The sequence below is a fragment of the Prevotella sp. P5-92 genome (assembly GCF_002251245.1).
Classification (GTDB): domain Bacteria; phylum Bacteroidota; class Bacteroidia; order Bacteroidales; family Bacteroidaceae; genus Prevotella.
Genome location: NZ_NPJG01000069.1, coordinates 35910 through 61760 on the forward strand (window position 1 = coordinate 35910; position 25851 = coordinate 61760).

Consider the following 25851-nt stretch of genomic DNA (forward strand, 5'->3'; position numbering starts at 1 on the left):
TATTGTTTGCGCACACAGCTATATTTTTGACATACATCAAAGTCTCTGCGGGAGGAGATGAAGAATTAGGTGTTTTAGGTGAATTTTGGGATGTGGAGGGCGGAATAAGGTGAAGAGAGTGTGGTGGGTGGGGCATAAAGAAAAGGGGCGACTTATTCAGTCGCCCCAAACCAACACAAAAACTAAACTAGACTTAACTAAATTCTACTCGAGATTTTCACAAATCCCTTGAATAGCTTATTTACACTGCAAAGGTAGGACATTATTTTGATATGTGCAATACCTTTTGCAGTAAAAATATATAAAAAATGTGAAATATCAGTTTTTTACTGCTTTATTCATGAGATAATAGTCTAAAATGGTCATCGACGCCATGGATTCTACTATTGGCACGGCGCGCGGCAGGACGCACGGATCGTGGCGTCCTCGTGCGGTGAGCGTGGTGGAGTTGCCATGGATATCGACGGTGGACTGCTGCATGAGGAGCGTTGCCACGGGCTTGAATGCCACGCGAAAGTAGATGTCTTCGCCGTTGCTTACTCCGCCCTGTATGCCCCCGCTATGGTTTGTGGCAGTGTGGAGGCGCAGCGGCTGCGATGCGTCGGCTGCGGGATTTGGCAGGAAGACGTCGTTGACTTCCGACCCACGGTGGCTGACGATGTCGAAGCCGTCGCCATACTCGAAGCCTTTGACGGCGTTGATGGAGAGCATGGCGGAGCCGAGGGCTGCATGCAGTTTGCCGAACTCTGGTTCGCCCAGTCCTGCTGGACAGCCTTTTATGACGCAGGTGATGATGCCGCCGATGGTGTCGCCGGCTGCTTTCACCTCTTTTATAATGTCTGCCATCTGGGCGGCTTTGTCAGGATCGGGGCAGCGCACGTCGTTGGTCTCAACGAGCGATAGGTCGTAGCGACGGTAGTCGCGGTCGAGCGCCACGTGTCCCACCTGAGAGGTGTAGGCGGTGACGGTGATGCCGAGATGGCGCAGTGCGAGTTTGGCGAGGGCGCCTCCCACGCAGCGTGCTATGGTGACACGCGCCGAGGTGCGTCCGCCTCCACGGTGGTCGCGTATGCCGTACTTCTCGTGATAAGTATAGTCGGCATGCGACGGGCGGAAGAGCTGGCGCATGTTATCGTAGTCGGAGGAGTGCTGATTGGTGTTTCTCACCACGAAGCCTATGGGGCATCCAGTGGATTTGCCTTCGAAGATGCCACTGAGGAGTTCGACGCTGTCGGGCTCCTTGCGTGAGGTAGTCAGCGCACTCTGTCCCGGTCGTCGGCGGTTGAGTTCACGCTGTATGAAGTCGATGTCGATGTCGATGCCTGGGGGCATGCCATCGACGACGCCACCCACGGCATCTCCGTGGCTCTCACCGAAGGTGGTGAGGGTAAAGATATGTCCGAATGTGTTCATAGCGGCAAGTGGTATCAGTGACAGTGACCGCAGCCGCATCCGCCATCGTGGTGATGGTCGTCACAGTCGCCTCCGCAGTCGTCGCATCCGCAGCCGCATCCGCAGCTATGTTCGCCGCTGAGGAAGTTGACGAGGTTTTGTATCTCCTGATTGGTGGCCTCACGTTTGTCGATGACCTTTCCTGAGAAGCAGAGTGTCTTGCCTGCCAACGGATGGTTGAGGTCCATCTTCACCTTGTCGGCGCCAATCTCAAGCACACGTCCGTAGAAGCGGTTGCCGTCCTCGTTTTGCAGAGGCACGACGGCACCCTCGAAGATGTTCTCGTGGTCAAAGTGTCCGTTGATCTGGAAGATGCTGCGGTCAAGGTCGAGCACTCGTTCCTGTTCGAAGTCGCCGTAAGCCTGTTCCTTGCTGAGCTGGAACTCGAAGTCGGCGCCTTTGTCGAGTTGTGCTATTTGCTTTTCAAACTCGTCGAGTGTGACGCCGAAGCCGGTGATGAACTCGAAGGGCTTGCTTGCCGGTGCCTCTTCAATCTTTTCTTTCTTCTCGCCATCGACGGTGTAGAGTGTGTAGCTCACGGCCACGAACATGTTGTGCTTATTTTCCATTCTGTTTTTCTATTGTTTTATTGTTTATGATGGGTTGTGTGAATAATAAATTTTGGCAAAGGTAGTGATTTCTTTTGTAACAGCCAAATGTTTGGCGTGTTTTTTATGTTCTTTTCACGCAAGAGGCATTGCACACTTCGATAGAAAAAGTGCAATTTTGCTTATAAATTAACGCATCACAACACCATTAAGCGACAATTTTGTAACAAAATGCTATTTTTATGCTATTTATTGTTGGTAATTAGCAAAAAAAAGAGTACCTTTGCAGCCACATTATCAGAAAGAGAATAAAAAACAACGACATAAAGATGAAACACCAGCTAAGAAGTGCAGTGTGCACTGAAGGAAGAAGGATGGCAGGAGCGCGTGCGCTCTGGGTAGCCACAGGAATGAAGCGTGAACAGTTTGGCAAGCCAATTATTGCCGTAGTGAACTCGTTCACACAGTTTGTGCCGGGACACACTCACCTGCACGAGATAGGACAGATAGTGAAGCAAGAGATAGAGGCGATGGGCTGCTATGCGGCTGAGTTTAACACCATTGCCATCGACGACGGCATTGCCATGGGACACGACGGCATGCTCTATTCGCTGCCTTCGCGTGACATTATAGCCGACTCGGTGGAGTATATGTGCAACGCCCACAAGGCTGACGCGATGATATGCATATCAAACTGCGACAAGGTGACTCCAGGCATGCTGATGGCTGCTATGCGACTGAACATCCCCACGGTATTCTGCTCGGGCGGACCGATGGAGGCAGGACGCTGGCGAGGCGAGAACGCCGACCTCATCACCGCGATGATCAAGGGCGCCGACCCATCGGTGAGCGACGATGAGATGGCAGAGATTGAGGGCTGCGCCTGTCCGGGATGCGGCAGCTGCTCAGGAATGTTTACCGCTAACTCTATGAACTCTCTGACGGAAGCCATGGGACTGTCGCTGCCTGGCAACGGCACGATTCTCGCCACCCACGAGAACCGCATAAGACTGTTTAAGGACGCCGCACGCCAGGTCGTGAAGAATGCCTTGGCTTACTATGAGGACGGCGACGAGAGCGTGCTGCCTAAGAGCATTGCCACTCGCAAGGCTTTCCTCAACGCCATGACTCTCGACATAGCCATGGGCGGAAGTACCAACACGGTGCTGCACCTGCTGGCCGTGGCCCAAGAGGCTGGTGCCGACTTCAAGATGAGCGACATCGACGAACTGAGCCGACGCGTACCTTGTCTCTGTAAATTGGCGCCAAACACACAGAAATACAGCGTTCAGGAATGTGGACGTGCCGGCGGTATCCTTGGCATCATGAACGAGCTGAACAAGGGCGGACTCATTGACGGATCAGCAATACGCGTGGATGGACGCACCCTCGACGAGGCTATGGCGAAATACGACATCACCACGGGCGATACCGACCCCGAAGCAAACCGCATCTACCAGACAGCTCCGGGACGAAAGTTCTCGACCAAGATGGGATCGCAGAACGAGCAGTGGGGCGAGCTGGACACCGACCGCGTCAACGGCTGCATACGCGACCTTGAACATGCCTATACGAAGGACGGCGGACTGGCCGTATTGTTCGGCAACATCGCACAGGACGGATGTGTGGTGAAGACGGCTGGCGTAGATGAGGCGCTGTGGAAATTCGCCGGTCCGGCAAGGGTGTTCGACTCTCAGGAAGACGCATGCGAGGGCATCCTCGGCGGAAAGATAAAGAGTGGCGACTGTGTGGTGATAACCCACGAAGGTCCAAAGGGCGGTCCTGGCATGCAGGAGATGCTCTACCCCACCTCTTATATAAAGAGTATGCACCTGGGCAAGGAGTGTGCGCTGATCACCGACGGACGCTTCTCGGGCGGCACGAGCGGACTGAGCATCGGTCATATCTCGCCTGAGGCTGCATCGGGCGGCAATATCGGAAAGATAATGGATGGAGACATCATAGAGATCGACATCCCAAACAGAACGATCAACGTGCGTCTCTCTGACGAGGAGTTGGCGGCAAGACCTCAGCAGCCGCTGAAGCGCAACCGCAAGGTGAGCAAAGCCCTGAAGGCTTACGCACAGAGCGTGGCGAGTGCCGACAAGGGTGGAGTGAGGATAATTGAAGATTAACAATAACGAGAACGGAATGTCAAAATATACAATAACAGGAGCGGAAGCTCTGATGCTTGCCCTCAAAGAAGAGGGTGTGAAGACTATATTCGGATATCCAGGTGGGTCGATAATGCCTGTTTATGACGCCCTCTATGACTACACACGGGGCGAAAAGAAGGCATTCGACCATATCCTCGTGCGCCACGAACAAGCTGCCGCACACGCTGCAGAAGGTTATGCACGCGTGAGCGATGAGGTGGGCGTGTGTATCGTGACCAGCGGTCCGGGAGCCACCAACACGCTGACTGGCGTGGCAGACGCTATGATGGACTCGACGCCGATAGTGGTGATAGCTGGACAGGTGGGCACGGGAGTGCTCGGTACCGACGCCTTCCAGGAGGTTGACCTCGTGGGTCTGGCGCAGCCCATCTCAAAATGGAGCTACCAGATACGACGCCCGGAGGACGTGGCATGGGCGGTGAGTCGTGCGTTTTACATTGCACGTACAGGACGACCAGGACCCGTGGTGCTCGACTTCGCGAAGAACGCCCAGGTGGACAAGACCGAATGGAAACCGGCAAAGGTGGATTTCGTGCGCAGCTATATCCCCTACCCCACACTTGACCCTCAGGCCGTGGAAGATGCCGCCGAACTGATAAACAACGCCAAGAAACCGCTCGCGCTGGTGGGACACGGCGTGGAACTCGGCGGTGCTCAGAATGAGCTCGTGGAGTTTCTTGAGAAGGCTGACATCCCTGCAGCACGCACGCTACTCGGACTATCGGCACTGCCTACGGATCATCCGCTCAACATGGGTATGCTCGGCATGCACGGCAACTATGCGCCAAACATCAAGGAGCAGGAGTGTGACGTGCTGATAGCCATCGGCATGCGTTTCAGCGACCGCGACACAGGCACGCCAAACACCTATGCAAAACAGGCTAAGATAATACATCTCGACATCGACCGCTCGGAGATAAACAAGTGTATCCCCGCCGACGTGGCAGTGGTGGCCGACTGCAAGGTGTCGCTGCCTGCCATCACCCGTCTGCTGAAGAAGAACAACCACCGCGAATGGCGCGACTCATTTGCGGAATATCACCAGATGGAGGTGGATAAGGTGATCAACCCCGCCATACATCCTGCTGACGGACCGCTGCTGATGGGCGAGGTGGTGAACGCCGTGGCTGAGGCAACAAAGGGCGAGGCTGTGCTCGTGAACGATGTGGGCCAGAACCAGATGTTCTCGTGCCGCTACTTCAAATACAACAAGAAACGCTCGGTAGTGACCAGCGGCGGTCTCGGCACCATGGGCTTCGGCATGCCGGCGGCCATAGGAGCCACCTTCGGAGCACCCGACCGCACGATATGTATGTTCTCTGGCGACGGCGGTTTCCAGATGAACATCCAGGAGCTTGGCACAATAATGGAGAACCAGTGTCCGGTGAAGATGATCATGATGAACAACAACTACCTTGGCAACGTGCGCCAATGGCAGGACATGTTCTTCAACCTTAGGAAGTCGTTCACACGCATGATGAACCCACACTACCAGCTCATAGCCGAGGCATACCACATACCTTATGCCGTGGCCACCGACCGCGACGAACTGAAGGCGGCGATAGCGAAGATGCTCGCCACCGACGGGCCGTTCCTGCTGGAGTGTGCCGTGAAGGAAGAAGACAACGTGGCTCCGATGATCGCACCGGGACACAGCATAGACGACATGATGCTCGAAATAAACATTAAGACAGAACTCGATTGCTAATTATGGAAGAAAAGACATTATACACACTGCTCGTATATTCAGAAAACATTGCGGGTATATTGAATCAGATAACGGCTGTCTTCACACGACGACAGGTGAACATCGAGAGCCTCAACGTGTCGGCGTCGAGCATACCCGGACTGCACAAATACACCATCACCGCATGGAGCGACGAAGACCAGATAGTGAAGATAACCAAGCAGATAGAGAAAAAAATCGACGTGGTGAAGGCAATGTACTATACCGACGACGAGCTCTTCATACGCGAGACAGGACTCTACAAACTCGCCACCGACAAGGTGCTCGAGAATCCGGAGATATCGCGCACCATACGTAAGCAGGAAGCCACCATCACAGAGGTGAACCCCACATACGTGATAGTGATGAAAAACGGTATGACTGAGGACATCATGAACCTCTTCCATGCCCTCAATGCCTTCGACTGCGTGCTGCAATACACCCGCTCGGGACGTATAGCTGTGACACGAAGCAAGACAGAGGAAGTGAGCAAGTTTCTTGACGAGAGAGAGGGACAGAGATAAGGATGGAGAAGACAGGACGATATACTTTCCTTGCGGAGCCGTTTCACTGCGACTTCTCACACCGGCTGTTTATGGGACATCTCGGCAATCACCTGCTCAACGCCGCCGACTTCCACTCAGCCGACCGAAACTTTGGCATGACGCGCCTGAACCCCATCCACCGCACGTGGGTTCTCTCGCGTCTTGCCATCGAGATGGACGAGATGCCTGCACAATACTCACGCTTTACGGTGGAGACATGGGTGGAGAGCGCGATGAGGTACTTTACCAACCGCAACTTCCACGTAGTGGCTGAGGACGGGCGCACGTTGGGCTACGGAAGGAGCGTGTGGGCGATGATCGACACCGACACACGTCAACCTGCCGACCTACTCGCCATAGACGACGGCGCCATCAACGCATGGATAGATAAAGAAAGACCTTGCCCGATAGCGAAGAGCTCGAGGGCAAAAGTGGGCAAGGATGCACCCGCAGTTCGCACGATAGAGACAAGATACAGCGACGTGGATGTGAACGGCCACGTGAACTCGATAAAATACGTGGAACACACGCTCGACCTCTTCCCACTGGACTGGTACAAGGAGCACATGCTGCACCGCATAGAGATAGCCTACGTGGCAGAGAGCCATGCAGGCGACCGCCTGACGTTCTATCGCGAGGAGCCGTCGCCGCTGAACTATAACGTCAGGATTACCAAGGGCGAAGGCGACAACGAGACGGAAGTATGCCGCTGTTGCTTGGTGTTTAGGTAAGTAAAACACAGGTTTTCGTCAAAGAGTTTTTCAATTATTGCGAAAAAACGGGAAAATATTTGTGTAATCCAATTATTATATGTATTTTTGCAGCAAAATTAGTTTGCAAAAATATATGATTAAAGAAAACAAGAACGTAGCCCTTATAACGGGCGTGACAGGACAGGATGGCTCTTACCTGAGCGAGTTCCTGCTTGCTAAAGGTTATGAAGTACACGGCATCATCCGCCGTTCGTCAGTAGATTACCGTGAGCGCATAGCTCATCTTGAGGGCCAGCCTCACTTCCATCTGCACTATGCCGACATGGGCGACTCAATGTCGCTCGTCAAATTGGTCGGCAAAGTGCAGCCTACCGAAATTTACAACCTCGCCGCACAGAGTCACGTGCAGGTATCGTTCGACGCGCCAGAGTTTACGGCCGACGTCGATGCCGTGGGCGTGCTGAGAATACTCGAAGCCGTGAGGACCAACCGTCTGGAAAAGACATGCCGCATCTATCAGGCTTCCACCTCCGAGCTCTATGGCAAGGTGGAAGAGGTGCCGCAAAACGAAAACACTCCCTTCCACCCTTATTCGCCATACGCCGTGGCTAAACTCTACGGCTACTGGATTATAAAGGAATACCGCGAGGCATACGACATGTACTGCTGCTCGGGCATCCTCTTCAACCACGAGTCGGAACGCCGTGGCGAGACCTTTGTGACACGAAAGATAACCCTCGCCGCATCGCGTATAGCACAAGGCAAGCAAGACTGCCTCTATCTGGGCAACCTCGACTCGCTGCGCGACTGGGGCTACGCCAAGGACTATGTGGAGTGTATGTGGCTGATACTGCAGCAGGAGAAACCTGAGGACTTCGTCATCGCTACCGGTGTGCAGCACACAGTACGTGAGTTTGCCACACTGGCATTCCAATATGCTGGCATCGAGCTGCGCTGGGAGGGCGAAGGCATCAACGAGAAGGGTATCGACGTGAAGACTGGCAAGACGGTGGTGGCCGTGAGCGAGGACTTCTACCGTCCTACCGACGTGGTGAACCTTTGGGGCGACCCGACTAAGGCTAAGTCGCAACTGGGCTGGAACCCACAGACCACCTCGTTTGAGGAACTCGTACGCATCATGGTCAACCACGACATGCAGAAGGTGGCTGCCGACCATGTGGCAGGAGTGATGCGCACCAACCTCGCCGAATATCTCGAAAAGGGTCTGGTGAAATAGAATCTTGGAAGATTTGGAAGTGTCGGAAGATAAAATTATAAGTTCTTCAGAAACTTAGATGAAAAACAGGAAAGACAACAATGGAAAAGAACAGTAAGATATACGTTGCAGGACATCGCGGCATGGTGGGCTCTGCCATAGTCAGAGAACTGACAAGGCAAGGCTTCACCAATATCATCACACGCACCCATAAGGAACTCGACCTCACCCGTCAGGACGAGGTGGAGAAATTCTTCGCCGAAGAGAAACCAGAATATGTGTTTCTCGCTGCAGCCAAGGTGGGCGGCATCATTGCCAACCAAAGCGCTCTCGCCGACTTTATGTACGACAACATGATACTCGAGATGAACGTCATACACTCGGCATGGAAAAACGGATGCAAGAAACTGGAGTTCCTCGGCTCATCGTGCATATACCCGCGCATGGCACCACAACCCATGCCAGAGTCGTGCCTGCTCACCTCTGAACTCGAAAAGACCAACGAGGCTTATGCCTTGGCTAAGATCTCGGGACTGAAATACTGCGAATACCTGAACCGACAGTATAGAACAGACTATATCTCGGTGATGCCGACAAACCTCTACGGTCCGAACGACAACTATCATCCCGAACACTCGCACGTGCTGCCTGCTCTCATACGCCGATTCCACGAGGCAAAGGAGGCGGGGCTGACTGAAGTGACATGCTGGGGCGACGGCAGTCCGCTGAGGGAGTTCCTCTATGTGGACGACCTCGCCAACCTCTGCGTGTTCCTCATGAACAACTACTCGGGACGCAGCGAGAGCGAGATGGCAGCCAACGGCGGCGAACCTGACTATATGGCTACCGTGAATGCCGGCTCGGGCAAGGAACTCACCATCAGGGAACTGACGGAGATGGTGGCTAAGGTGACGGGATTCGAGGGCGAGATAAAGTGGGACACCACACGCCCCAACGGCACTCCACGCAAACTGCTCGACGTAAGCAAGGCCACCCGACTGGGATGGACATACAAGACAGAACTCGAAGACGGCATACGCCTTGCCTACAAGGACTTCCTTGAGAATCCCATGAGGGCAGAGAGGTAGGTATTGATTAGTTGACGATTTGTCAACTCGTCAACTTGTTTACTCGTCAACTCTTTAATAATAATATAATTGCATTATGAGAAAAAATACCATCATCGCGGCGTTGGCATTGACAATAGCATTACAGGCAGACGCGCAGACACAAGGCAGCATCACCCCCGAGATGCTTGCAAAGATTCAGAAAGAACAAAAACTGACGGCGGCTGACAACGCCCTGGCTAACGCCATAGCAGCCAATGCCATCGACGACCTGGCGAAAAACCGGAAGGCTGCACACCAGCTCGACACTCACTTCAGTATCGAGACTCCCGAACAGTCTATCACCAACCAGAAGAGTTCAGGACGATGCTGGATGTTCAGCGGGATGAACGTGCTCAGGGCAGACTTTGCCAGACGTACAGACTCGCTGCGCGTGGATTTCTCGCAGGCTTACCTCTTCTTCTACGACCAACTGGAAAAGGCCAACCTCTTCCTGCAGGGCGTGGTGAACACGGCAAAGAAGCCTATCGACGACCCTCAGGTGCAATTCTTCTTCAAGAGCCCGATAAACGATGGCGGAACATTCTGCGGTGTGGCTGACCTGACGGAGAAATACGGTCTCGTGCCAAAACAGGTGATGCCGGAGAGTTTCTCAAGCGACAACACGTCGAAGATGGCAAGCCTCTTGAAGTCGCGTCTGCGCGAAGACGGTCTGACGCTGAGAAAGATGGTAGCTGAAGGCAAGAAAAACGCCGATATAGAAAAGGCTAAGACGGGAATGCTCGCTACCATCTATCGCATGCTCGCACTCACCATTGGCGAACCGCCAACGGAGTTTACCTACGCTCATGTAGATAAGAAAGGTAACAGCGTTGGCGAAACGAAGACTTATACTCCACAGGAGTTCTACAAAGAGGTGGTGGGCGAAAAGCTCAACGGCACCTTCATTATGGCGATGAACGACCCGCGACGACCTTACTACAAGACCTACGAGGTGGAACTCGACCGCCATACCTACGACGGACACAACTGGAAATACATCAACCTGCCCATGGACGACATAGAACAGATGGCTATCGCATCGCTCAAGGACGGGAAAAAGATGTACTCGTCGTACGACGTGGCAAAGATGCTCGACCGCAAACGTGGCTATGGAGACACCGAGAACTTCGACTATGGCTCGCTCCTCGGCACTTCGTTCAACATGACTAAGGCTGAACGCATCAGCACCTTCGACAGCGGCTCGACTCACGCCATGACGCTCACCGCCGTGGATCTCGACAAGGACGGAAAAGCCACAAAGTGGAAGGTGGAAAACAGTTGGGGCGCCGATTGGGGACAGAAGGGATGTATGATAATGTCTGACCGATGGGTAAGGGAATACATGTTCCGACTGGTGATCGACAAGAAATACGTGCCAGAGACAATCCTCAAGCAGTATGAACAGAAACCTACAATGGTTACATACGACGACCCTCTGTTTGGAGAGGACCAATAAAGGGGGCACAAATGAGTTGACGAGTAAAAGAAAAAACAGCACGATATGGGATTATTTAAAGCACTCTTCGGCGGAAAACAGGCAGACACCGAGGAGGAGAAGAAGAAAAACGACGAAGCACGCGACTTCGACATGTATAAGTTCGATGGTGTGAAGGCTTCGAAAATGGGACAGTTTGAGTATGCCGTGAAATGCTTTAAGGCTGCACTTAACATAAAAGACGACCTCGAGGTAAGAGACTATCTCGCACATGCCCTCATACACAACAATGAGCTGCTGCCAGCCTACGAACAGCTGCAGAAACTGCACGAGGCACAACCTGAGAACGTAGAGATTCTGGTGCAGATGGCTAACGTCACCTATATGATGGAAGACTATGTGGCCATGGGACACGCATGCGAGAAGGCACTGCTCATAGACAATGGCGACGCGCGCGTACATTATTTGTACGCTAAGGCGTGCTTGGGACAAAACGACCTGATCAACGCCATTGCCATGCTCACCAAAGCCATAGTGCTGAGAGCCGACTATGCAGAGGCTTACCTCCTCAGAGGACAGACACTGCTACGCATGGGCGACAAGGCAGGAGCAAGGGAAGACATGGAACACCTCATCGCCGAATACCCCGAACAGGAAGACGTGCTGATGCTGAAAGGACGCATCGAACATGCCGAAGGACACATGGACGAGGCCATCGCCACCTTTACGAAAGTGATAGAGGTAAACCCCTTCTCCACCGACGCCTTCAAGGAACGCGGACAGGTGAAATACGACCGCGGCGACATGGAAGGCGCAAAGGCCGACATGCTCAAGGTGATGGAGATAGACCCCGAACAGGCTTCCAACGTCACCGGCGAATATTCTGCAGAAGGCATCGAACACAAGGTGAGACAGGCCTACAGCAATATCAATCCGCTCGGACTGTAAGAAAAATGCGCCAAAAAACAAAAAAAAGCAGCAAAATATTTGTATATTCCAAAGAAAAGTTATACTTTTGCACCGAAAATAAACATAATAACAATTTAAACAGAAAAATATGAATCGCATATACGCATCTTTTTATTACTTTAGCTTTTACTTTGCAAGAAATTGTGAAGCGGGAAGTTGCGTGTAGATTTCAACTTAGGACAAAAGGAAACAAAATATTCAAGGTCCCGCTTCATCATTGATTGGAGCGGGACTTGCTTATTTAAATAAAACAACATAGAAATGAAAAGAATAGCAATACAAGGAAGAATAGGGTCATTTCACGACATAGCGGCTCACCAGTATTTCGAAGGCGAACAGCTTCAGCTCGTATGCTGCGACACGTTCGAAGAGGTGTTCGACAACGTGAAACGCGATCCAACCATGATAGCGATGACTGCCATAGAAAACACCATCGCAGGAAGCCTGCTGCACAACTACGAACTGCTGCGCGACTCAGGACTCACCGTAGTGGGAGAACACAAACTGCATATCTCACACTGCATCTGCTGTCTGCCCGACGACGACTGGGAGACCATACAGGAGGTTCACTCCCACCCCGTGGCGCTCATGCAATGCCGCAACTTCCTCGCCGGACATCCTTCAATAAAAGCCGTGGAAAGCGACGACACCGCCGGATCAGCGCAATATATCAGCGAAAACAGCTACAAATGCCAGGGATGGGCGGCCATATGCAGCAGCACGGCAGCAAGACTGTACGGAATGAAGGTGCTCGAAGACCATATCGAGGACAACAAACATAACTACACTCGTTTCCTCGTATCGTCAACACCGATGAAGGCCGACTTCCTCAGACCTCTCGAAAAGACCAACAAGTCGAGCCTTGTCTTCTCGCTGCCACACGAGGAAGGCTCTCTCTCGCAGGTGCTCAGCATCCTCACCTTCTACAAGATAAACCTCACAAAGATACAGTCGCTGCCCATCATCGGACACGAATGGGAATACCTCTTCTACGTGGATGTCACCTACGACAATCTCACTCGCTACCGACAAAGCATCGACGCCATTATCCCACTTACTAAAGAACTGAAAATACTCGGAGAATATGAAAGCAAATAACATCAAACCAGCCGACAGGCTCTCGCTCGTAAGCGAATATTACTTCAGTAGAAAACTGAAAGAGGTAGCACAGATGAATGCCGAAGGAAAGGACATCATCAGCCTCGCCATCGGCTCGCCCGACATGCCTCCCTCAGAAAAGACGGTCAACACGCTCTGTGAGGTGGCTCGACGTCACGACTCTCACGGATACCAGCCCACCATGGGAACAGCCGAGCTGCGCAACGCCATATCGCGATTCTACAAACGATGGTATGAGGTGGATATCAACCCCGCCAACGAGGTGCAACCACTCATCGGGTCGAAGGAAGGCATTCTGCACGTTACACTCGCATTCGTCAATCCTGGCGAAGAGGTGCTCGTGCCTAACCCAGGATATCCTACCTACACCTCGCTCAGCAAAATACTCGGGGCAAATGTGGTGAACTACGACCTCATGGAAAACGACGGATGGCAGCCTGACTTCGAACAACTGGAGAAGATGGACCTCTCGAAAGTGAAACTCATGTGGACCAACTACCCAAACATGCCTACTGGAGGCAACGCACGGCGCGAGACATACGAACGACTCGTGGATTTCGCACAGAGACACGGCATAGTGGTGGTGAACGACAATCCTTACTCGTTCATACTCAACGACAAACCGATGTCGCTCATGCAGGTACCAGGAGCGAAAGACTGCTGCATAGAGTTTAACTCGATGTCGAAAAGCCACAACATGCCAGGATGGCGCGTGGGAATGTGTGTCAGCAATGCCACCTTCATCAGCTGGATCCTGAAAGTGAAAAGCAATATCGACAGTGGTACGTTCCGTGGCGTACAACTCGCCGCAGCCGAGGCTCTCGACAATAGCGCCGAATGGCATCGCGAGGCGAATATCGAGACTTACAGCAGACGTCGCCAGTATGCCGAGAAGATTATGGACGTCTTGGGCTGCTCTTACGACAAGCAGCAGGTGGGAATGTTCCTATGGGGAAGAATACCCGACAGCTATGCCACATGCGAAGAACTCACTGAGCGCGTGCTACACGAAGCCCGCGTCTTCATCACCCCGGGCTTCATTTTCGGGTCCAAAGGCGAACGATATATACGCATCTCGCTCTGCGCCAAAGAGGAGAAAATCGAAGCTGCACTCGAAAGAATAAAAAAGATATTCTAAAGATATCATTTGAAAATAAGACATAACTTGAATAAATAAATAAAAAAAATATAATCATGGAATTAGAACTCGAAAAAGTAACGTTGCCAAGCGACAACGAAAGACCATTTGTCATTGCCGGACCTTGCTCCGCCGAGACTGAAGAACAAGTGATGACCACCGCACGCGAACTGGCAGAAAGAGGATGCCACAACTTCCGGGCAGGTGTGTGGAAACCACGCACAAAGCCAGGAGGCTTTGAGGGTAACGGAGAGGTAGCACTGCCTTGGCTGCAACAGGTGAAGAAAGAGACAGGAATGCTCGTTTCTACCGAGGTGGCAACACCTGAACATGTGGAACTGGCACTGAAATACGGCATCGACATCCTCTGGGTAGGAGCACGCACATCGGCTAACCCATTCGCCATGCAGGCTCTCGCCGACTCGCTCAAAGGCGTCGATGTGCCCGTCTTCGTCAAGAATCCCGTCAACCCCGACCTCGAATTGTGGATTGGAGCACTGGAACGCATCAACCAGGCTGGGGTGAAGAAGTTAGGTGCCATCCACCGCGGATTCTCAAGCTACGACAAGAAGATATACCGCAACACTCCCATGTGGCAGATTCCTATCGAATTGCGCCGACGCATACCCGACCTACCCATCATCTGCGACCCGTCGCATATAGGAGGCCGACGCGAACTCATCGCACCTCTCTGCCAACAAGCCATGGACCTCGGCTTCGACGGACTTATCGTTGAGAGCCACTGCAATCCCGACTGCGCATGGAGCGACGCCAAGCAGCAAGTCACTCCCGACGTGCTCGACTACATACTCTCGCTCCTCGTAATACGTAGCGAGAAACAAACCACTGAAGGCATCGCACAACTGCGTCACCAAATAGACGACCTCGACAACCAGCTCATGGATCTCCTCTCAAAGCGTATGCGTGTGTGCCGGGAGATAGGACAATACAAGAAGGAGCATAACATGACCGTGCTACAGGCTGCACGCTACAGCGAGATTCTCTCGAAACGTGGTGCACAGGGCGCACTCTGCGGTATGGACAGCGACTTCGTTGCCACCGTCTTCGAGAAGATTCATGAGGAGAGCGTGCGACAGCAGATGGAGATTATTAATAAATAATGGAGTTTTCAGATGAAAATATTAGTCTTAGGCGCAGGAAAGATGGGCAGTTTCTTTCTCGACCTGCTCAGCTTCGACCACGAAACGGCAGTGTATGAGAAAGACCCAAAACGAATGCGCTTCACTTACAACTGCCAACGTCTGACGACTCTCGACGAGGTAAGGGATTTTGCCCCCGAACTCGTCATCAACGCCGTCACCGTGAAATATACCATAGCCGCCTTCGAGGAGGTATTGCCTTACCTCCCCGCAGACTGCATCATCAGCGACATCTCGTCGGTGAAGACCAACCTCAAGGAATACTACGAGAGCACCAACCACCGCTACGTATCTACCCACCCGATGTTCGGACCTACCTTCGCCAATCTCAATCAGCTGAGCGAGGAGAACGCCATCATCATCAGCGAAGGCGACTATATGGGACGCATCTTCTTCAAAGACCTCTACAGCCGACTGGGACTGAACATCTACGAATACACCTTCGAGGAACACGACAAGACGGTGGCTTACTCGCTGAGTATCCCGTTTGTCTCTACCTTCGTGTTTGCCGCTGTGATGAAACACCAGGACGCACCGGGCACCACCTTCAAGCGTCATATGCGCATTGCCAAGGGAGTGCTCAACGAGGACGACTATCTTCTTCAGGAGATTCTCTTCAACCCTTACACCCACGACCAAGTGTCGGAGATAAGAGACGAGCTGAAAGAGTTGCTCGACATCATCGACAATAAGGACGGGGAACGTATGAAAGGTTATCTGACAAAAATCAGGAACCACGTGAAGAGAGACATCGAGAGAATTAAATAATCTCTCTTTGACAATACATTTTCATCACTTTGCAAGAAACGAAAGGCTTACTCTTGACACAGAAAAATACATTGTTATTAGATCTCGTGGCATTCACTACAGTAGCCATCTGGGGAACCACATTCGTCTGGACCAAGCTACTGATAATCAACGGGCTGTCACCCGCGCAGATATTCACGCTGCGCTTCATCATAGCCTATATCCTGCTGTGTGGCTTCTCCCTGACAAGGAAGAAGTCACACCGCTGGTTTTCTGACAACTGGAAAGACGAACTCGTGATGATACTGTTAGGTGTGACGGGCGGATCAATGTATTTCCTCACCGAAAACGAGGCCCTACGTTTCACCACCGCCACCAACACGTCGCTCATCGTCTGCTCGTGCCCACTCTTCACAGCCCTCATCGTAGGACTGTGTTACAAGGCTGAACGATATCATAGCCGACAAGTGATTGGAACCTTGATGGCTCTCGCCGGAATGGCAATAGTTGTGCTCAATGGACATTTCGTGCTCCACCTCTCGCCTCTGGGCGACTTCCTCGCCTTCTCGGCTTGCATCAGCTGGGCTTTCTACTCGCTCCTCATGAAAAGGGTGATGGGACGATACTCGTCGATGATGATCACACGAAAGGTGTTCTTCTACGGCATTCTCACCATCTTGCCCTACTATCTCTTCGTGCCCGACTTTCCGTCTGTTGAGGTGCTAACTCGTCCCAGTGTCCTCGCCAACCTCCTCTTCCTCGGCAGCGTAGCGTCTATGCTGTGCTTCCTCACGTGGAGCTGGTGTATGAAAGGACTGGGAGCCGTACGCTGCACCAACTATGTCTATTTCAACCCCATCACGACCATCGTGGCAGCATGGCTCATTCTCAACGAGCAAATCACCATTTTCTTCCTCATAGGCTCAACCCTCATCATCGGAGGTATGGTATTGATGAACAAGAAATGAGGGAATGATATTCGGCGGACGACGGGTAAGGCAATTGGGAAACGATGTTTGGCGACCAAAGGGGAAACCAAGGGGCTATTTCCAGGATGGATTAAACTATAGTATGAACAATAAAAACTTGAAAAACTGATATTATGAGCGCAGGTAAATGGATTGGCGGCATACTTGGATGGATCACCGCCGGACCACTCGGTGCCTTGGCAGGAGTGGCAATAGGAGCGATGTTCGACGTCGGACTCGACTCGGTCAACAACACAAGCAACTCGGGCACCCGCAGCGGAAATCCCTTTGGCGACGACTACGGCACCACCCGACAGTATAGCGTTGACGAACAGCGCAACAGCTTTATGTTTTCGCTGCTCGTATTGGCGTCATACATCATCAAGGCCGACGGACGAGTGATGCACTCGGAGATGGAACTCGTGCGCAGCTTTCTCCGTCAGAACTTCGGCGAAGCGGCAAAGCAACAGGGAGAACAGATACTGTTACGTCTCTTCGACGAACAGAAACGACAGGGACGCACGCAATTCCGTTCCACTGTGGCTGACTGCTGTCAACAGATTGTCCGCTTCATGGACTATTCACAGCGACTGCAGCTGGTCAACTTCCTTGTACTCATCTCGCAGGCTGACGGCATCGTCGATCAGACGGAAGTAAACGCCATACGCGAATGTGGACAATGGCTGAACCTCACCTCTACCGACATCGACTCGCTACTCAACCTCAAAGGCGATACGCTCGAGGAAGCATACAAAGTGCTTGGAGTAAGCCCCGACGCCACCGACGACGATATACGAAAAGCCTACCGCAAACTCGCCCTCGAACATCACCCTGACCGCGTGGCCACTCTCGGCGACGACGTACGAAAAGCAGCAGAAAAGAAATTTCAGGAGATCAACGCTGCCAAGGACAAGATCTACAAGGCAAGAGGCATGTAACGAAAATTGCCGACTATATACGTTGTTGGTCGTTGTTTAAAGATGGGGCAATCACATGACAACTGAATCGGGTAATCACTTGTTAACTGAATCGGGTATTCAGTTGTAAACTGAACAGAGCAATCAGTTGTAAACTGAACAGGGCAATCAGTTGCATACTGAACAGAGCAATCAGTTGCATACTGAACAGAGCAATCAGTTGCATACTGAATCGGGCATTCAGTTTGCAACTGTTTCTTCTGAGCCGAACTCATAGGAATTCATCGTTTTTTGCCACATTTATTTGGTATTGTCTTCGATTTGTATTATCTTTGCCACCGAAAACAAGGTTAAGCGTATGAAGTACCCTATAGGAATACAAGATTTCGCACAAATTATCCAGGACGGATATGTGTATGTGGACAAGACGGACTTGGTGTATAAGCTCGCCACAGAAGGAAAGATTTACTTTCTGAGTCGCCCGAGGCGATTCGGAAAGAGCCTGCTTATCTCCACACTAAAATACTATTTCCAGGGAAGAAAAGACCTGTTCAAGGGACTTGCCATCGACAAGCTCGAAAAGCAGTGGGCGGAATATCCTGTGTTCCATATTTCATTCTCCAACGGGAATTTTACTGATGGCAAGATTCTACGCCAGATTTTAGAGGACTACATAGCTGAGATTGAGACCGTATATGGCAAAAACCCTAATGCTAACACTATTGGTGGAAGATTTGCGTCTGTCCTTAAGGCGGCACACAAAAAGACAGGGCGCAGGGCGGTGGTGCTCATTGACGAGTATGACAAACCGCTGCTCGACGTTATTGACCTCGACTTGAAAGTTACCGACAGTGAGGGCAACCGCATGCGCTTAGAAGACTACAACCGCAATCTTCTGAAAGGATTCTACAGTCTGTTCAAGGATGCCGACGAGGACTTGCAGTTTGTGATGCTCACCGGAGTCACCAAGTTCTCGCAGGTGAGCGTGTTCAGCGGATTCAACCAGCCGGATGACATCAGTATGAACCGGCGTTACGAATCGTTGTGCGGCATTACTAAAGAAGAACTTCTCACCGTCTTCGACTCCTCTATCAGGGAGTTGGCTGACGATTTTGGCATGAGTTATGAGGAAACAGTGGAACGACTGAAAAAGAAATACGACGGTTATCACTTCGGGCGTAAAATGATTGACATCTTCAATCCCTTTAGTATTCTTAATTGTTTCAACACCCTTGAACTAAGGAACTTCTGGTTTGCCTCGGGCACGCCTACATATCTTGTGCGCCTGCTCGCCCACAGCAACGAAAACATCAACGAACTCGTGGGCAAATACTATGATGCCTCGCAGTTTATCGACAACAAGGCTGACGTGGAGCAACCCCTGCCAATGATTTACCAGAGCGGCTATCTCACAATCAAGGACTGCAATATAGAAGACAACACATATCTTCTCGACTTCCCGAACGAAGAAGTGAGAAATGGATTTATTGACACTGTCGCTTCCCGATATTTCGCCAATATCACTCAAAATACATCTTGGGTTTTGGACGTTACCGATTGTCTTCGCAAGGGCGACACCGCAAAGTTTGAGGAGGGGCAGGTTCATCGGCCCTAAAGAGTGAACCAATGTACCTGTCCCCATGACCCAATATTGCTGAAGTTTCATCATTCTGCAACCAAGCGCACTGGGCGCACCGAGCACCCGTAGTAGCGATCGCAGGCGCCCACCGCATTGACATCGCCGTCGTTTGAGCGCAGGCAATATGCGGCCTTGCTAGGTACGGACGCCGACGACGACCAGGCTGTGCCTGCCCAGTAGTAGCCGTGAGTGCCGACATTGCTGAACGAAGTATCTTCGACGCGGCCAGCTGCAGGCAAGAAGAGAGTTTTTGTTGCAACTGCATTGCTCACTTGGTAGCCATTGTAACCTCCTTTGGTAGTCCAAGACCAGGCGTACTTTGATGTGTCATACAATTTATCCCAAATCTCTTTTATTGGTATCTGCCAGTCACCACCGAGAATCTGGCGTGCGGCATCGTCATCTGCTTCAAGGACATCAAATTTTTTCGTGTATTTGGTATATGATGAACCACCGTATAATGGGGCATTGGCTATTATGTATCCACCTGGTTTGACATCCAAAGGTGTAATTGACCATGGGTTGGTATCTTGGTTTATTGCAGAATACCATACCGATGTAGCTCCCCAAGCAAAGTAATCACCATAATCATATTCATTTTCGGCAAGACCATCTTTTGTTAGGTTGGATGTGGCGAAGATTACTTTGTAATTCTTTTCATCGATAGTTATTGTCAATCCCAAATCTACCTCTTGGTCGGCTCTAACTTTATCTCCACGGGCTGCATCATACCAATAATCACCAGTGGTAGCAAACGAACCAAAGTCTTTAATCCTACTACGATTAAACGTATTGCTTTTGGTGCTCTTTCGAGTATATTCCGTATTATCTTCTGCAGTGAAAGTTATTGTGAAACCATTTAGGGTGATTGAAGGCACTACCATATAATATGTACCAGCAGCAAAACTATTTGAAACTGTAGCAGGTTTCAAAGTAATGGTCTGGGATATGTTTGATGTAAAATTGATTGAAGGTTCGCCACTGTTATAAGTTAGAGTTCCTGTACCAGCAATATTTTCGTTTGCACTCAGCACAATACTCTTGCAAGCAAACTCTGTCGTTACCTTAACAAGACTTACGGCATTCTTGAAATCCAAATTATACTTTTTGTCTGTTGTCGATACAGCCATCATCAATGCTGCTGCTGGATCGAAGCTATCAGCTGTTGCAGTTTGTTCTGCAGGAAGAGTTATGCCGCTTACAATGCCAACCTCATTAAGTGTAGCTCCTTCTGTATATGGATAAACAGCAGTGAATTTTGTTGCATCTGACGAAGCGTTACCAGAAAATTTTCCGTCTTTAGCATCGCCTGTTAATGTAAACCTCTGGTTGTGACCATCACCTACAGCATCAAATACACTAATTTCATCACCTGTCTGCCAATCGACACCATTGCTACCATTAAGAGCCGCACGAGTACCAACGTTTGATTCCTGTGTTGCAGTGAAAGTCATTGGAACCAACTTACTTTCAGCTTTGTTTTCTGCCACTTCATCGTCTGACGATGAGCAACTTACCATTGCCATCAGCATCGCAATGGACATAAAAGGTAGAATATATTTCTTCATTGTTCTTTTAATTTAATAATTACCATTGTAGTGTCTCATCATTCTCAAAATCTTCAATAGTAGCAGCAGGATTACTTCCCGCTAAAATCTGTGTCCTGCCGATTTCATAAACCGTCATAGTAGGAGATTGATAGAATTTCTTTTCTTTCTTTTCCATTTTTTTTGTTTCTTGATTCGCTGTTGCCTATAGGTTCTCGGAGTCGGCAGGTTGTTATAATATGGATAAGGTGAACCTATAAATAAAAAAGCGTAGAACCTGACACTTGCCTGTTCCACTTCTCGAGGTTCTGGTTTACCTGATTTCGAGAAGTCAGAAACAAAGCGCATGAAGACGCTTTCCCATAAATAGAGACAAATGCGGAGCCAAACTCTATTGGCTCAGAAGCCCAAGCGAGTTTTGCGACTTGCAAATGTCGGGGCAAAAGTAAGAAATAAAAATGAAACTGCCAAACTTTTCGGCAACATTTTATTGTTTAACAACTTTTTTGCTTGGTTTCCCATCCTCCCCTCCCTCTCGCGCCGACGGCGCGTGGAGGGAGGGGGAATGGGGTGATTCATATACACAGGGCTCACGCCCTGTGCTGGGCTATGTCACCCCTTCGGGGTTTAGGAGGCGGAGGGATATATAAATCCCATCGCCATGAGCTATTGCTGGGATTGTGATACCTCAACCAAGCGCACCGGGCGCACCGAACAACCGAAGGAGCGATTGAAGAATCCCTGCGCATCGACTTCATCGCTCATGATGCACAGGCAATATGCGCAATTGTCCGAGTCGGCTGTGCCTGACCAGTAGGAGCCCCAAATGCCGACATATTCGAACGAAATCTCCCAGACGTCGCCAGCTGCAGGCATGAAGAGAGTTTGACTATTATTTGTAAATGTATATCCTTTTCTACCATCATCCCAACCTTTTGAGCTTGAATTATTCACTAACGCCTGCCATATCGCTTGGGTTGGTATCTGCCAGTCGCCACCGAGAATCTTGCGAGCAGGGTCGTATTCCATTTTCAATATACCATTTTCAACATATTCTGCATCATTATTGTACGATGGACAAGTCGTTTCATAATAGCCATCAGTTTTGTCTGATTTCCATACGGCTGTCCATTCACTACAATTTGTGGAAGTATTGTTAATCTCAGAATACCACGGCTCAGTAGCTCCCCAAGCAAAATAATCACCGTAATCTGTTTCATTTTCGGCAAGACCTGTGGCTGTTAGGTTGGATTTGGTGAATATTAATCTATATTTAGTTCCACCAATATTAAACACTCCCATATCAACCTGTTTGTCCGCTGGCACTTTACCATTCTCTTTTAATGTCAATTTCAAGTTATTGTCAGTTCTTGAAAACTCACCGAGATTAATTACAATATTTCTATTAAATGTAATACTATTAGAACCTGTGCGAGTGTAAACATTACCGGTGTTGTCAGTGAACGAAATGCTCCAACCTGCGGAGAGTGTAACGGCAGGAACAGCTATGTAATAAGCCGTGTTCGCAGTAATGTTTCCCGATAGTGTAATGGATGTTGATTGTTCTGAGGTAAATGCTATCGACGGCATACCATCGCCGTATGAGAGAGTACACTTTCCTGCAAGATATTCAGATACTCCAGCTGCCTGCAACACAATCTTGCTGCAAGCAAACTTTGGAGTCACCTTCACATAACCTACGGCATTTTTGAATTCCAAAGTTGTGTTGTCGCTCTTTGCCATCATTAATGCAGCATTCTTATCGAAGCTATTGTCGGTAGCGTTTTGAGTGGCAGGAAGGGTTACGTTTGTAACATTAGTGCCCGAAAGAGATGCAGTTGACTGATATGGATAAACGGCTGTATAAGAAGTTGATTGTTCTGCCTCACCTGAAAACTTGCCCGATGTACTTCCAGCACCATCAGTTAGCGTAAACTGTTTATTTTCGCTACTATAAAGAAGACTTATTTCGTCTCCTGATTCCCAATTGATGACTTTACTATCAGAGGTTGAAATAGCTGCCCTTGTTGATTGTTCGTCACCTTCTTGCGTTGCAGTAAAGGTCATTACCTTTGTCGCACTCTCATTTTCAATTGTAGTGTTGTTGTCCTCCGACGAACATGACGCAAAGGACACAATGGCTGCAAAAGCCATCATAGATTGAATATATTTCTTCATTTTCATCATTTTTACCATGTATAATTTTCTTCATAAAGTGTTTCTGTTTCTCCTTGTCCACTTCCCGCCAAAATCTGTGTCCTGCCGATTTCATAAACCGTCATAGTAGGAGATTGATAGAATTTCTTTTCTTTCTTTTCCATTTTTTGTGTTTCTTGATTCGCTGTTGCCTATAGGTTCTCGGAGTCGGCAGGTTGTTATAATATGGATAAGGTGAACCTATTAATGAAAGAGCGTGGAACCTGACACTTGCCTGTTCCACTTCTCGAGGTTCTGGTTTACCTGATTTCGAGAAGTCAGAAACAAAGCGCATGAAGACGCTTTCCCATAAATAGAGACAAATGCGGAGCCAAACTCTATTGGCTCAGAAGCCCAAGCGAGTTGGGCGACTTGCAAATGTCGGTGCAAAAGTAAGAAATATAAATGAAACTGTCAAACTTTTCGGCAACTTTTTATTGTTTAACAACTTTTTTGCTTGGTTTGAAGGGTGCCTGTCCACTGTTCACCTAATAAAATGGGAGGTCAGCCACGGAACTATTAGCCCTGCAAAAGCGGCATATCTGAGAGAATCATCGGGGACAGGTTCACTTCAGTACATTGGTTCACTCTTTAGGGTCGATGAACCTGTCCCCGATGATTCTAGCAATCAAGCGAGTTTGTTGCTCTGCTCTCGCCCCGTCGCTCTTTAACTTATTTACATACTAACAACAGACGAGAAATTCCGCCAAAGATTTGGCGGTTTCAGATTATCTTTGTACCTTTGCCGCCGAAGAACATAAAAATATTTATGATATGGCAGCAATAGAAGACAGATACATCAGTTTGCTCACCGACTTCGGTTTCAAACGCATATTCGGCACAGCCCCCAACAAAGACCTGCTGATAAATTTCCTTAATTGCCTGTTCGACGGACGTAAGGTTATCAAGGACTTGAAATACAATAACTCTGAGCATGTAGGCGACATATACACCGAGCGAAAGGCCATCTTTGATGTCTATTGCGAGAGTGTAGAAGGTGAGAAGTTCACTGTCGAGATGCAGAATGCTTCCCAGAAATATCTTAAGGATAGGACTATTTACTATTCCACGTTCCCCATACGTGAACAGGCTCCTAAGGGTGAATGGGATTTTAAGCTAAATCCTGTATATACCGTTGCCTTGGTCAACTACGACATGAAGGAGAAAGCCTTCGACCAACAGGAAATCAGTCATCAAGTCCAGCTCTGCGACACCGCTACAAAACAAGTCTTCTACGACAAGTTGGAGTTCATATATGTAGAGGTGACCAAGTTCAACAAGACAGAGAACGAGCTTGTCACTCTTTACGACAAGTGGGTTTATGCCTTGAAGAATCTTGCAAAGCTTACCGACCGACCGGCAGCACTTCGTGATAAAATATTCGACCGTCTGTTCCAGGTGGCTGAGATTGCCAAGTTTACTCCTACAGAACTTCGAGAGTATGAGGACAGCCTCAAGGCCTACCGTGATCTGAAGAACAGTTTGGATACAGCCGAGGAAAAGGGAGAAGCGAAAGAAAAGAAATCGACAATCAAGAGGTTGTTGGCTTCTGGCATATCTGTTGACATTATTGCAATAGCGACTGGTCTTACTCATGACGAGGTAAAAGTCCTAATTGACGATATTTCAAAAGAATAATATTATTATGCAAGAATCGAATCAATATGTATCTTCTATAGTTTCCGACGAGGAGGTGTTCCGATTAAAGGCAAAACGTGATTGGGACAACTCTATAAATACGGCATACGAGATTGGATATGAATTGGGCATAGCTAAATCTGTAATAGAAAGATTAACAATACACAAGGTTGAGCTAAATCCGAAATTATTAATTATTGTCTTGGATAAATTATTTTCATTGAATGTTACCACAGAAAAAATTGCCAAACACACAGGCATACCTGCAGATCTGGTAGATGACTTGCGTGAAATGAGATATAATGAGATATATGTTCCCCTCAGAAATACGTATGGAGATACGAATAAAATAGAAGAAAATAAACTTCGTGAATACGAAGACAGTCTCAAGGCATACCGTGACATCAAAAACAGTTTGGACACTGCCAAAATGGAAGGTCGTGCAGAAGGTCGTGCAGAAGGTGAGCAATCTAAGGCTATCGATATAGCCAAGAAATTGAAGTCGATGGGCTTAAGCATTGCCGACATCATAAAGGCTACAGGATTGTCGGAAGATGACATAATGAAGATATAAATGAAAATCTGAATAATAAAAATAGATAATTTCTCGTCCCGCAGGGTTTTGCGCCCTGCGGGACGTTTTTTATATATAGGTTCTAAGAAAAGAAAAATCAACATCCGTAATCAGTAAAAGGGAGCGGCGCCAAGGCGTCGCTCCCTCTTAGTTTCCGTTCAACCAGTTGTCGTCACACGTACTGATTCACTCCCATACAACTCGTCACTCCGAGAGTTGTAGCAATAGCAGACAGCGCTGCCACAATAAGCTGCAATACCAGCTTCCAAGTGCTTGATTTAGATGTAGAACTCATGATGATTAATGATTATTTATTAT

General features: G+C 49.5%; 23 protein-coding genes and 1 pseudogene. 17 read left to right on the forward strand and 7 right to left on the reverse strand.

Annotated features, from left to right (window positions below; genetic code table 11):
* Positions 1-318: 318 nt before the first annotated feature.
* Together aroC and CIK99_RS07390 are read right to left on the reverse strand one after the other, a co-directional pair.
* The gene (gene aroC, locus CIK99_RS07385) at positions 319-1413 is read right to left on the reverse strand and encodes a chorismate synthase (RefSeq protein WP_094380893.1); all 1095 of its coding nucleotides are present in this window, start codon (positions 1411-1413) and stop codon (positions 319-321) included.
* Between the two features lie 14 nt (positions 1414-1427).
* Positions 1428-2021 (reverse strand): peptidylprolyl isomerase, encoded by a 594-nt coding sequence (locus CIK99_RS07390; protein ID WP_094380894.1) that lies wholly within the window; start codon positions 2019-2021, stop codon positions 1428-1430.
* A gap of 308 nt (positions 2022-2329) precedes the next feature.
* Here CIK99_RS07390 and ilvD point away from each other — a divergent pair, with 308 nt between their 5' ends.
* From ilvD to CIK99_RS07465, 15 genes and pseudogenes are all read left to right on the forward strand, one after another.
* Positions 2330-4135: a dihydroxy-acid dehydratase gene (gene ilvD / locus CIK99_RS07395; RefSeq protein WP_094380895.1), complete on the forward strand. Its 1806-nt coding sequence runs from the start codon at positions 2330-2332 to the stop codon at positions 4133-4135.
* Between the two features lie 16 nt (positions 4136-4151).
* Positions 4152-5885, forward strand: a complete 1734-nt coding sequence (gene ilvB / locus CIK99_RS07400) for a biosynthetic-type acetolactate synthase large subunit (protein ID WP_094380915.1) — start codon at positions 4152-4154, stop codon at positions 5883-5885.
* A complete protein-coding gene (gene ilvN, locus CIK99_RS07405; protein WP_094380916.1) occupies positions 5885-6427 on the forward strand; it encodes an acetolactate synthase small subunit in 543 nt (180 codons plus the stop codon). The genes ilvB and ilvN overlap by 1 nt, the downstream gene beginning before the upstream one ends.
* 2 nt (positions 6428-6429) lie before the next feature.
* The gene (locus tag CIK99_RS07410; protein WP_094380896.1) at positions 6430-7179 is read left to right on the forward strand and encodes an acyl-[acyl-carrier-protein] thioesterase; all 750 of its coding nucleotides are present in this window, start codon (positions 6430-6432) and stop codon (positions 7177-7179) included.
* Between the two features lie 115 nt (positions 7180-7294).
* Complete coding sequence (gene gmd / locus CIK99_RS07415) at positions 7295-8398, forward strand: GDP-mannose 4,6-dehydratase (RefSeq protein ID WP_254047750.1); 1104 nt, start codon at positions 7295-7297, stop codon at positions 8396-8398.
* Positions 8399-8478: 80 nt separating this feature from the next.
* Positions 8479-9465 carry a GDP-L-fucose synthase gene (locus CIK99_RS07420; protein WP_094380898.1) on the forward strand — a complete coding sequence of 329 codons (987 nt, stop codon included), beginning with the start codon at positions 8479-8481 and terminating at the stop codon, positions 9463-9465.
* A gap of 76 nt (positions 9466-9541) precedes the next feature.
* Positions 9542-10942 carry an aminopeptidase C gene (locus CIK99_RS07425; RefSeq protein WP_094380899.1) on the forward strand — a complete coding sequence of 467 codons (1401 nt, stop codon included), beginning with the start codon at positions 9542-9544 and terminating at the stop codon, positions 10940-10942.
* A 45-nt stretch (positions 10943-10987) separates the two neighbouring features.
* Entirely contained in the window at positions 10988-11869 is an 882-nt protein-coding gene (locus CIK99_RS07430) for a lipopolysaccharide assembly protein LapB (RefSeq protein WP_094380900.1), read from the forward strand.
* Between the two features lie 282 nt (positions 11870-12151).
* On the forward strand, positions 12152-12988 hold the full coding sequence (locus CIK99_RS07435; protein ID WP_094380901.1) for a prephenate dehydratase: 837 nt from the start codon (positions 12152-12154) through the stop codon (positions 12986-12988).
* A complete protein-coding gene (locus CIK99_RS07440) occupies positions 12975-14147 on the forward strand; it encodes a pyridoxal phosphate-dependent aminotransferase (RefSeq protein WP_094380902.1) in 1173 nt (390 codons plus the stop codon). Before CIK99_RS07435 ends, CIK99_RS07440 begins: the two co-directional genes overlap by 14 nt.
* Positions 14148-14203: 56 nt before the next feature.
* Positions 14204-15268: a bifunctional 3-deoxy-7-phosphoheptulonate synthase/chorismate mutase type II gene (locus CIK99_RS07445; RefSeq protein WP_094380903.1), complete on the forward strand. Its 1065-nt coding sequence runs from the start codon at positions 14204-14206 to the stop codon at positions 15266-15268.
* Between the two features lie 12 nt (positions 15269-15280).
* Positions 15281-16075 (forward strand): prephenate dehydrogenase/arogenate dehydrogenase family protein, encoded by a 795-nt coding sequence (locus CIK99_RS07450; RefSeq protein WP_094380904.1) that lies wholly within the window; start codon positions 15281-15283, stop codon positions 16073-16075.
* A gap of 53 nt (positions 16076-16128) precedes the next feature.
* Positions 16129-17022 carry a DMT family transporter gene (locus CIK99_RS07455; protein ID WP_094380905.1) on the forward strand — a complete coding sequence of 298 codons (894 nt, stop codon included), beginning with the start codon at positions 16129-16131 and terminating at the stop codon, positions 17020-17022.
* Between the two features lie 134 nt (positions 17023-17156).
* Entirely contained in the window at positions 17157-17960 is an 804-nt protein-coding gene (locus CIK99_RS07460) for a DnaJ domain-containing protein (protein ID WP_094380906.1), read from the forward strand.
* A gap of 337 nt (positions 17961-18297) precedes the next feature.
* Positions 18298-19527 (forward strand): annotated as a pseudogene (locus tag CIK99_RS07465) (AAA family ATPase); the annotation flags it as partial.
* A 77-nt stretch (positions 19528-19604) separates the two neighbouring features.
* On the opposite strand, the gene CIK99_RS07470 reads toward CIK99_RS07465, so the two are convergent.
* The 4 genes from CIK99_RS07470 to CIK99_RS15885 form a co-directional block, all read right to left on the reverse strand.
* Positions 19605-21146 (reverse strand): hypothetical protein, encoded by a 1542-nt coding sequence (locus CIK99_RS07470; protein ID WP_094380908.1) that lies wholly within the window; start codon positions 21144-21146, stop codon positions 19605-19607.
* A 19-nt stretch (positions 21147-21165) separates the two neighbouring features.
* A complete protein-coding gene (locus CIK99_RS15315) occupies positions 21166-21303 on the reverse strand; it encodes a hypothetical protein (protein ID WP_158215936.1) in 138 nt (45 codons plus the stop codon).
* 488 nt (positions 21304-21791) lie between these two features.
* Positions 21792-23303, reverse strand: a complete 1512-nt coding sequence (locus CIK99_RS07475; protein WP_144007932.1) for a hypothetical protein — start codon at positions 23301-23303, stop codon at positions 21792-21794.
* A gap of 11 nt (positions 23304-23314) precedes the next feature.
* A complete protein-coding gene (locus tag CIK99_RS15885; RefSeq protein WP_256387391.1) occupies positions 23315-23446 on the reverse strand; it encodes a hypothetical protein in 132 nt (43 codons plus the stop codon).
* Between the two features lie 649 nt (positions 23447-24095).
* Here CIK99_RS15885 and CIK99_RS07480 point away from each other — a divergent pair.
* Together CIK99_RS07480 and CIK99_RS07485 are read left to right on the forward strand one after the other, a co-directional pair.
* Entirely contained in the window at positions 24096-24959 is an 864-nt protein-coding gene (locus tag CIK99_RS07480; RefSeq protein WP_094380910.1) for an Rpn family recombination-promoting nuclease/putative transposase, read from the forward strand.
* Between the two features lie 7 nt (positions 24960-24966).
* Positions 24967-25533 carry a hypothetical protein gene (locus CIK99_RS07485; protein ID WP_094380911.1) on the forward strand — a complete coding sequence of 189 codons (567 nt, stop codon included), beginning with the start codon at positions 24967-24969 and terminating at the stop codon, positions 25531-25533.
* A gap of 172 nt (positions 25534-25705) precedes the next feature.
* Here CIK99_RS07485 and CIK99_RS15320 read toward each other — a convergent pair whose 3' ends face one another.
* Positions 25706-25828, reverse strand: coding sequence for a smalltalk protein (locus tag CIK99_RS15320; RefSeq protein WP_158215874.1), 123 nt, complete (start codon positions 25826-25828; stop codon positions 25706-25708).
* Positions 25829-25851 lie beyond the last annotated feature (23 nt).

Excerpts from the sequence above, each read along its gene's own strand:
- aroC (WP_094380893.1), bottom strand. The coding sequence starts at position 1,413 with ATGAACACATTCGGACATATCTTTACCCTCACCACCTTCGGTGAGAGC.
- CIK99_RS07390 (WP_094380894.1), bottom strand. The coding sequence starts at position 2,021 with ATGGAAAATAAGCACAACATGTTCGTGGCCGTGAGCTACACACTCTAC.
- ilvD (WP_094380895.1), top strand. The coding sequence starts at position 2,330 with ATGAAACACCAGCTAAGAAGTGCAGTGTGCACTGAAGGAAGAAGGATG.
- ilvB (WP_094380915.1), top strand. The coding sequence starts at position 4,152 with ATGTCAAAATATACAATAACAGGAGCGGAAGCTCTGATGCTTGCCCTC.
- CIK99_RS07410 (WP_094380896.1), top strand. The coding sequence starts at position 6,430 with ATGGAGAAGACAGGACGATATACTTTCCTTGCGGAGCCGTTTCACTGC.
- gmd (WP_254047750.1), top strand. The coding sequence starts at position 7,295 with ATGATTAAAGAAAACAAGAACGTAGCCCTTATAACGGGCGTGACAGGA.
- CIK99_RS07420 (WP_094380898.1), top strand. The coding sequence starts at position 8,479 with ATGGAAAAGAACAGTAAGATATACGTTGCAGGACATCGCGGCATGGTG.
- CIK99_RS07425 (WP_094380899.1), top strand. The coding sequence starts at position 9,542 with ATGAGAAAAAATACCATCATCGCGGCGTTGGCATTGACAATAGCATTA.
- CIK99_RS07430 (WP_094380900.1), top strand. The coding sequence starts at position 10,988 with ATGGGATTATTTAAAGCACTCTTCGGCGGAAAACAGGCAGACACCGAG.
- CIK99_RS07435 (WP_094380901.1), top strand. The coding sequence starts at position 12,152 with ATGAAAAGAATAGCAATACAAGGAAGAATAGGGTCATTTCACGACATA.
- CIK99_RS07440 (WP_094380902.1), top strand. The coding sequence starts at position 12,975 with ATGAAAGCAAATAACATCAAACCAGCCGACAGGCTCTCGCTCGTAAGC.
- CIK99_RS07445 (WP_094380903.1), top strand. The coding sequence starts at position 14,204 with ATGGAATTAGAACTCGAAAAAGTAACGTTGCCAAGCGACAACGAAAGA.
- CIK99_RS07450 (WP_094380904.1), top strand. The coding sequence starts at position 15,281 with ATGAAAATATTAGTCTTAGGCGCAGGAAAGATGGGCAGTTTCTTTCTC.
- CIK99_RS07460 (WP_094380906.1), top strand. The coding sequence starts at position 17,157 with ATGAGCGCAGGTAAATGGATTGGCGGCATACTTGGATGGATCACCGCC.
- CIK99_RS07470 (WP_094380908.1), bottom strand. The coding sequence starts at position 21,146 with ATGAAGAAATATATTCTACCTTTTATGTCCATTGCGATGCTGATGGCA.
- CIK99_RS15315 (WP_158215936.1), bottom strand. The coding sequence starts at position 21,303 with ATGGAAAAGAAAGAAAAGAAATTCTATCAATCTCCTACTATGACGGTT.
- CIK99_RS07475 (WP_144007932.1), bottom strand. The coding sequence starts at position 23,303 with ATGAAGAAATATATTCAATCTATGATGGCTTTTGCAGCCATTGTGTCC.
- CIK99_RS15885 (WP_256387391.1), bottom strand. The coding sequence starts at position 23,446 with ATGGAAAAGAAAGAAAAGAAATTCTATCAATCTCCTACTATGACGGTT.
- CIK99_RS07480 (WP_094380910.1), top strand. The coding sequence starts at position 24,096 with ATGGCAGCAATAGAAGACAGATACATCAGTTTGCTCACCGACTTCGGT.
- CIK99_RS07485 (WP_094380911.1), top strand. The coding sequence starts at position 24,967 with ATGCAAGAATCGAATCAATATGTATCTTCTATAGTTTCCGACGAGGAG.
- CIK99_RS15320 (WP_158215874.1), bottom strand. The coding sequence starts at position 25,828 with ATGAGTTCTACATCTAAATCAAGCACTTGGAAGCTGGTATTGCAGCTT.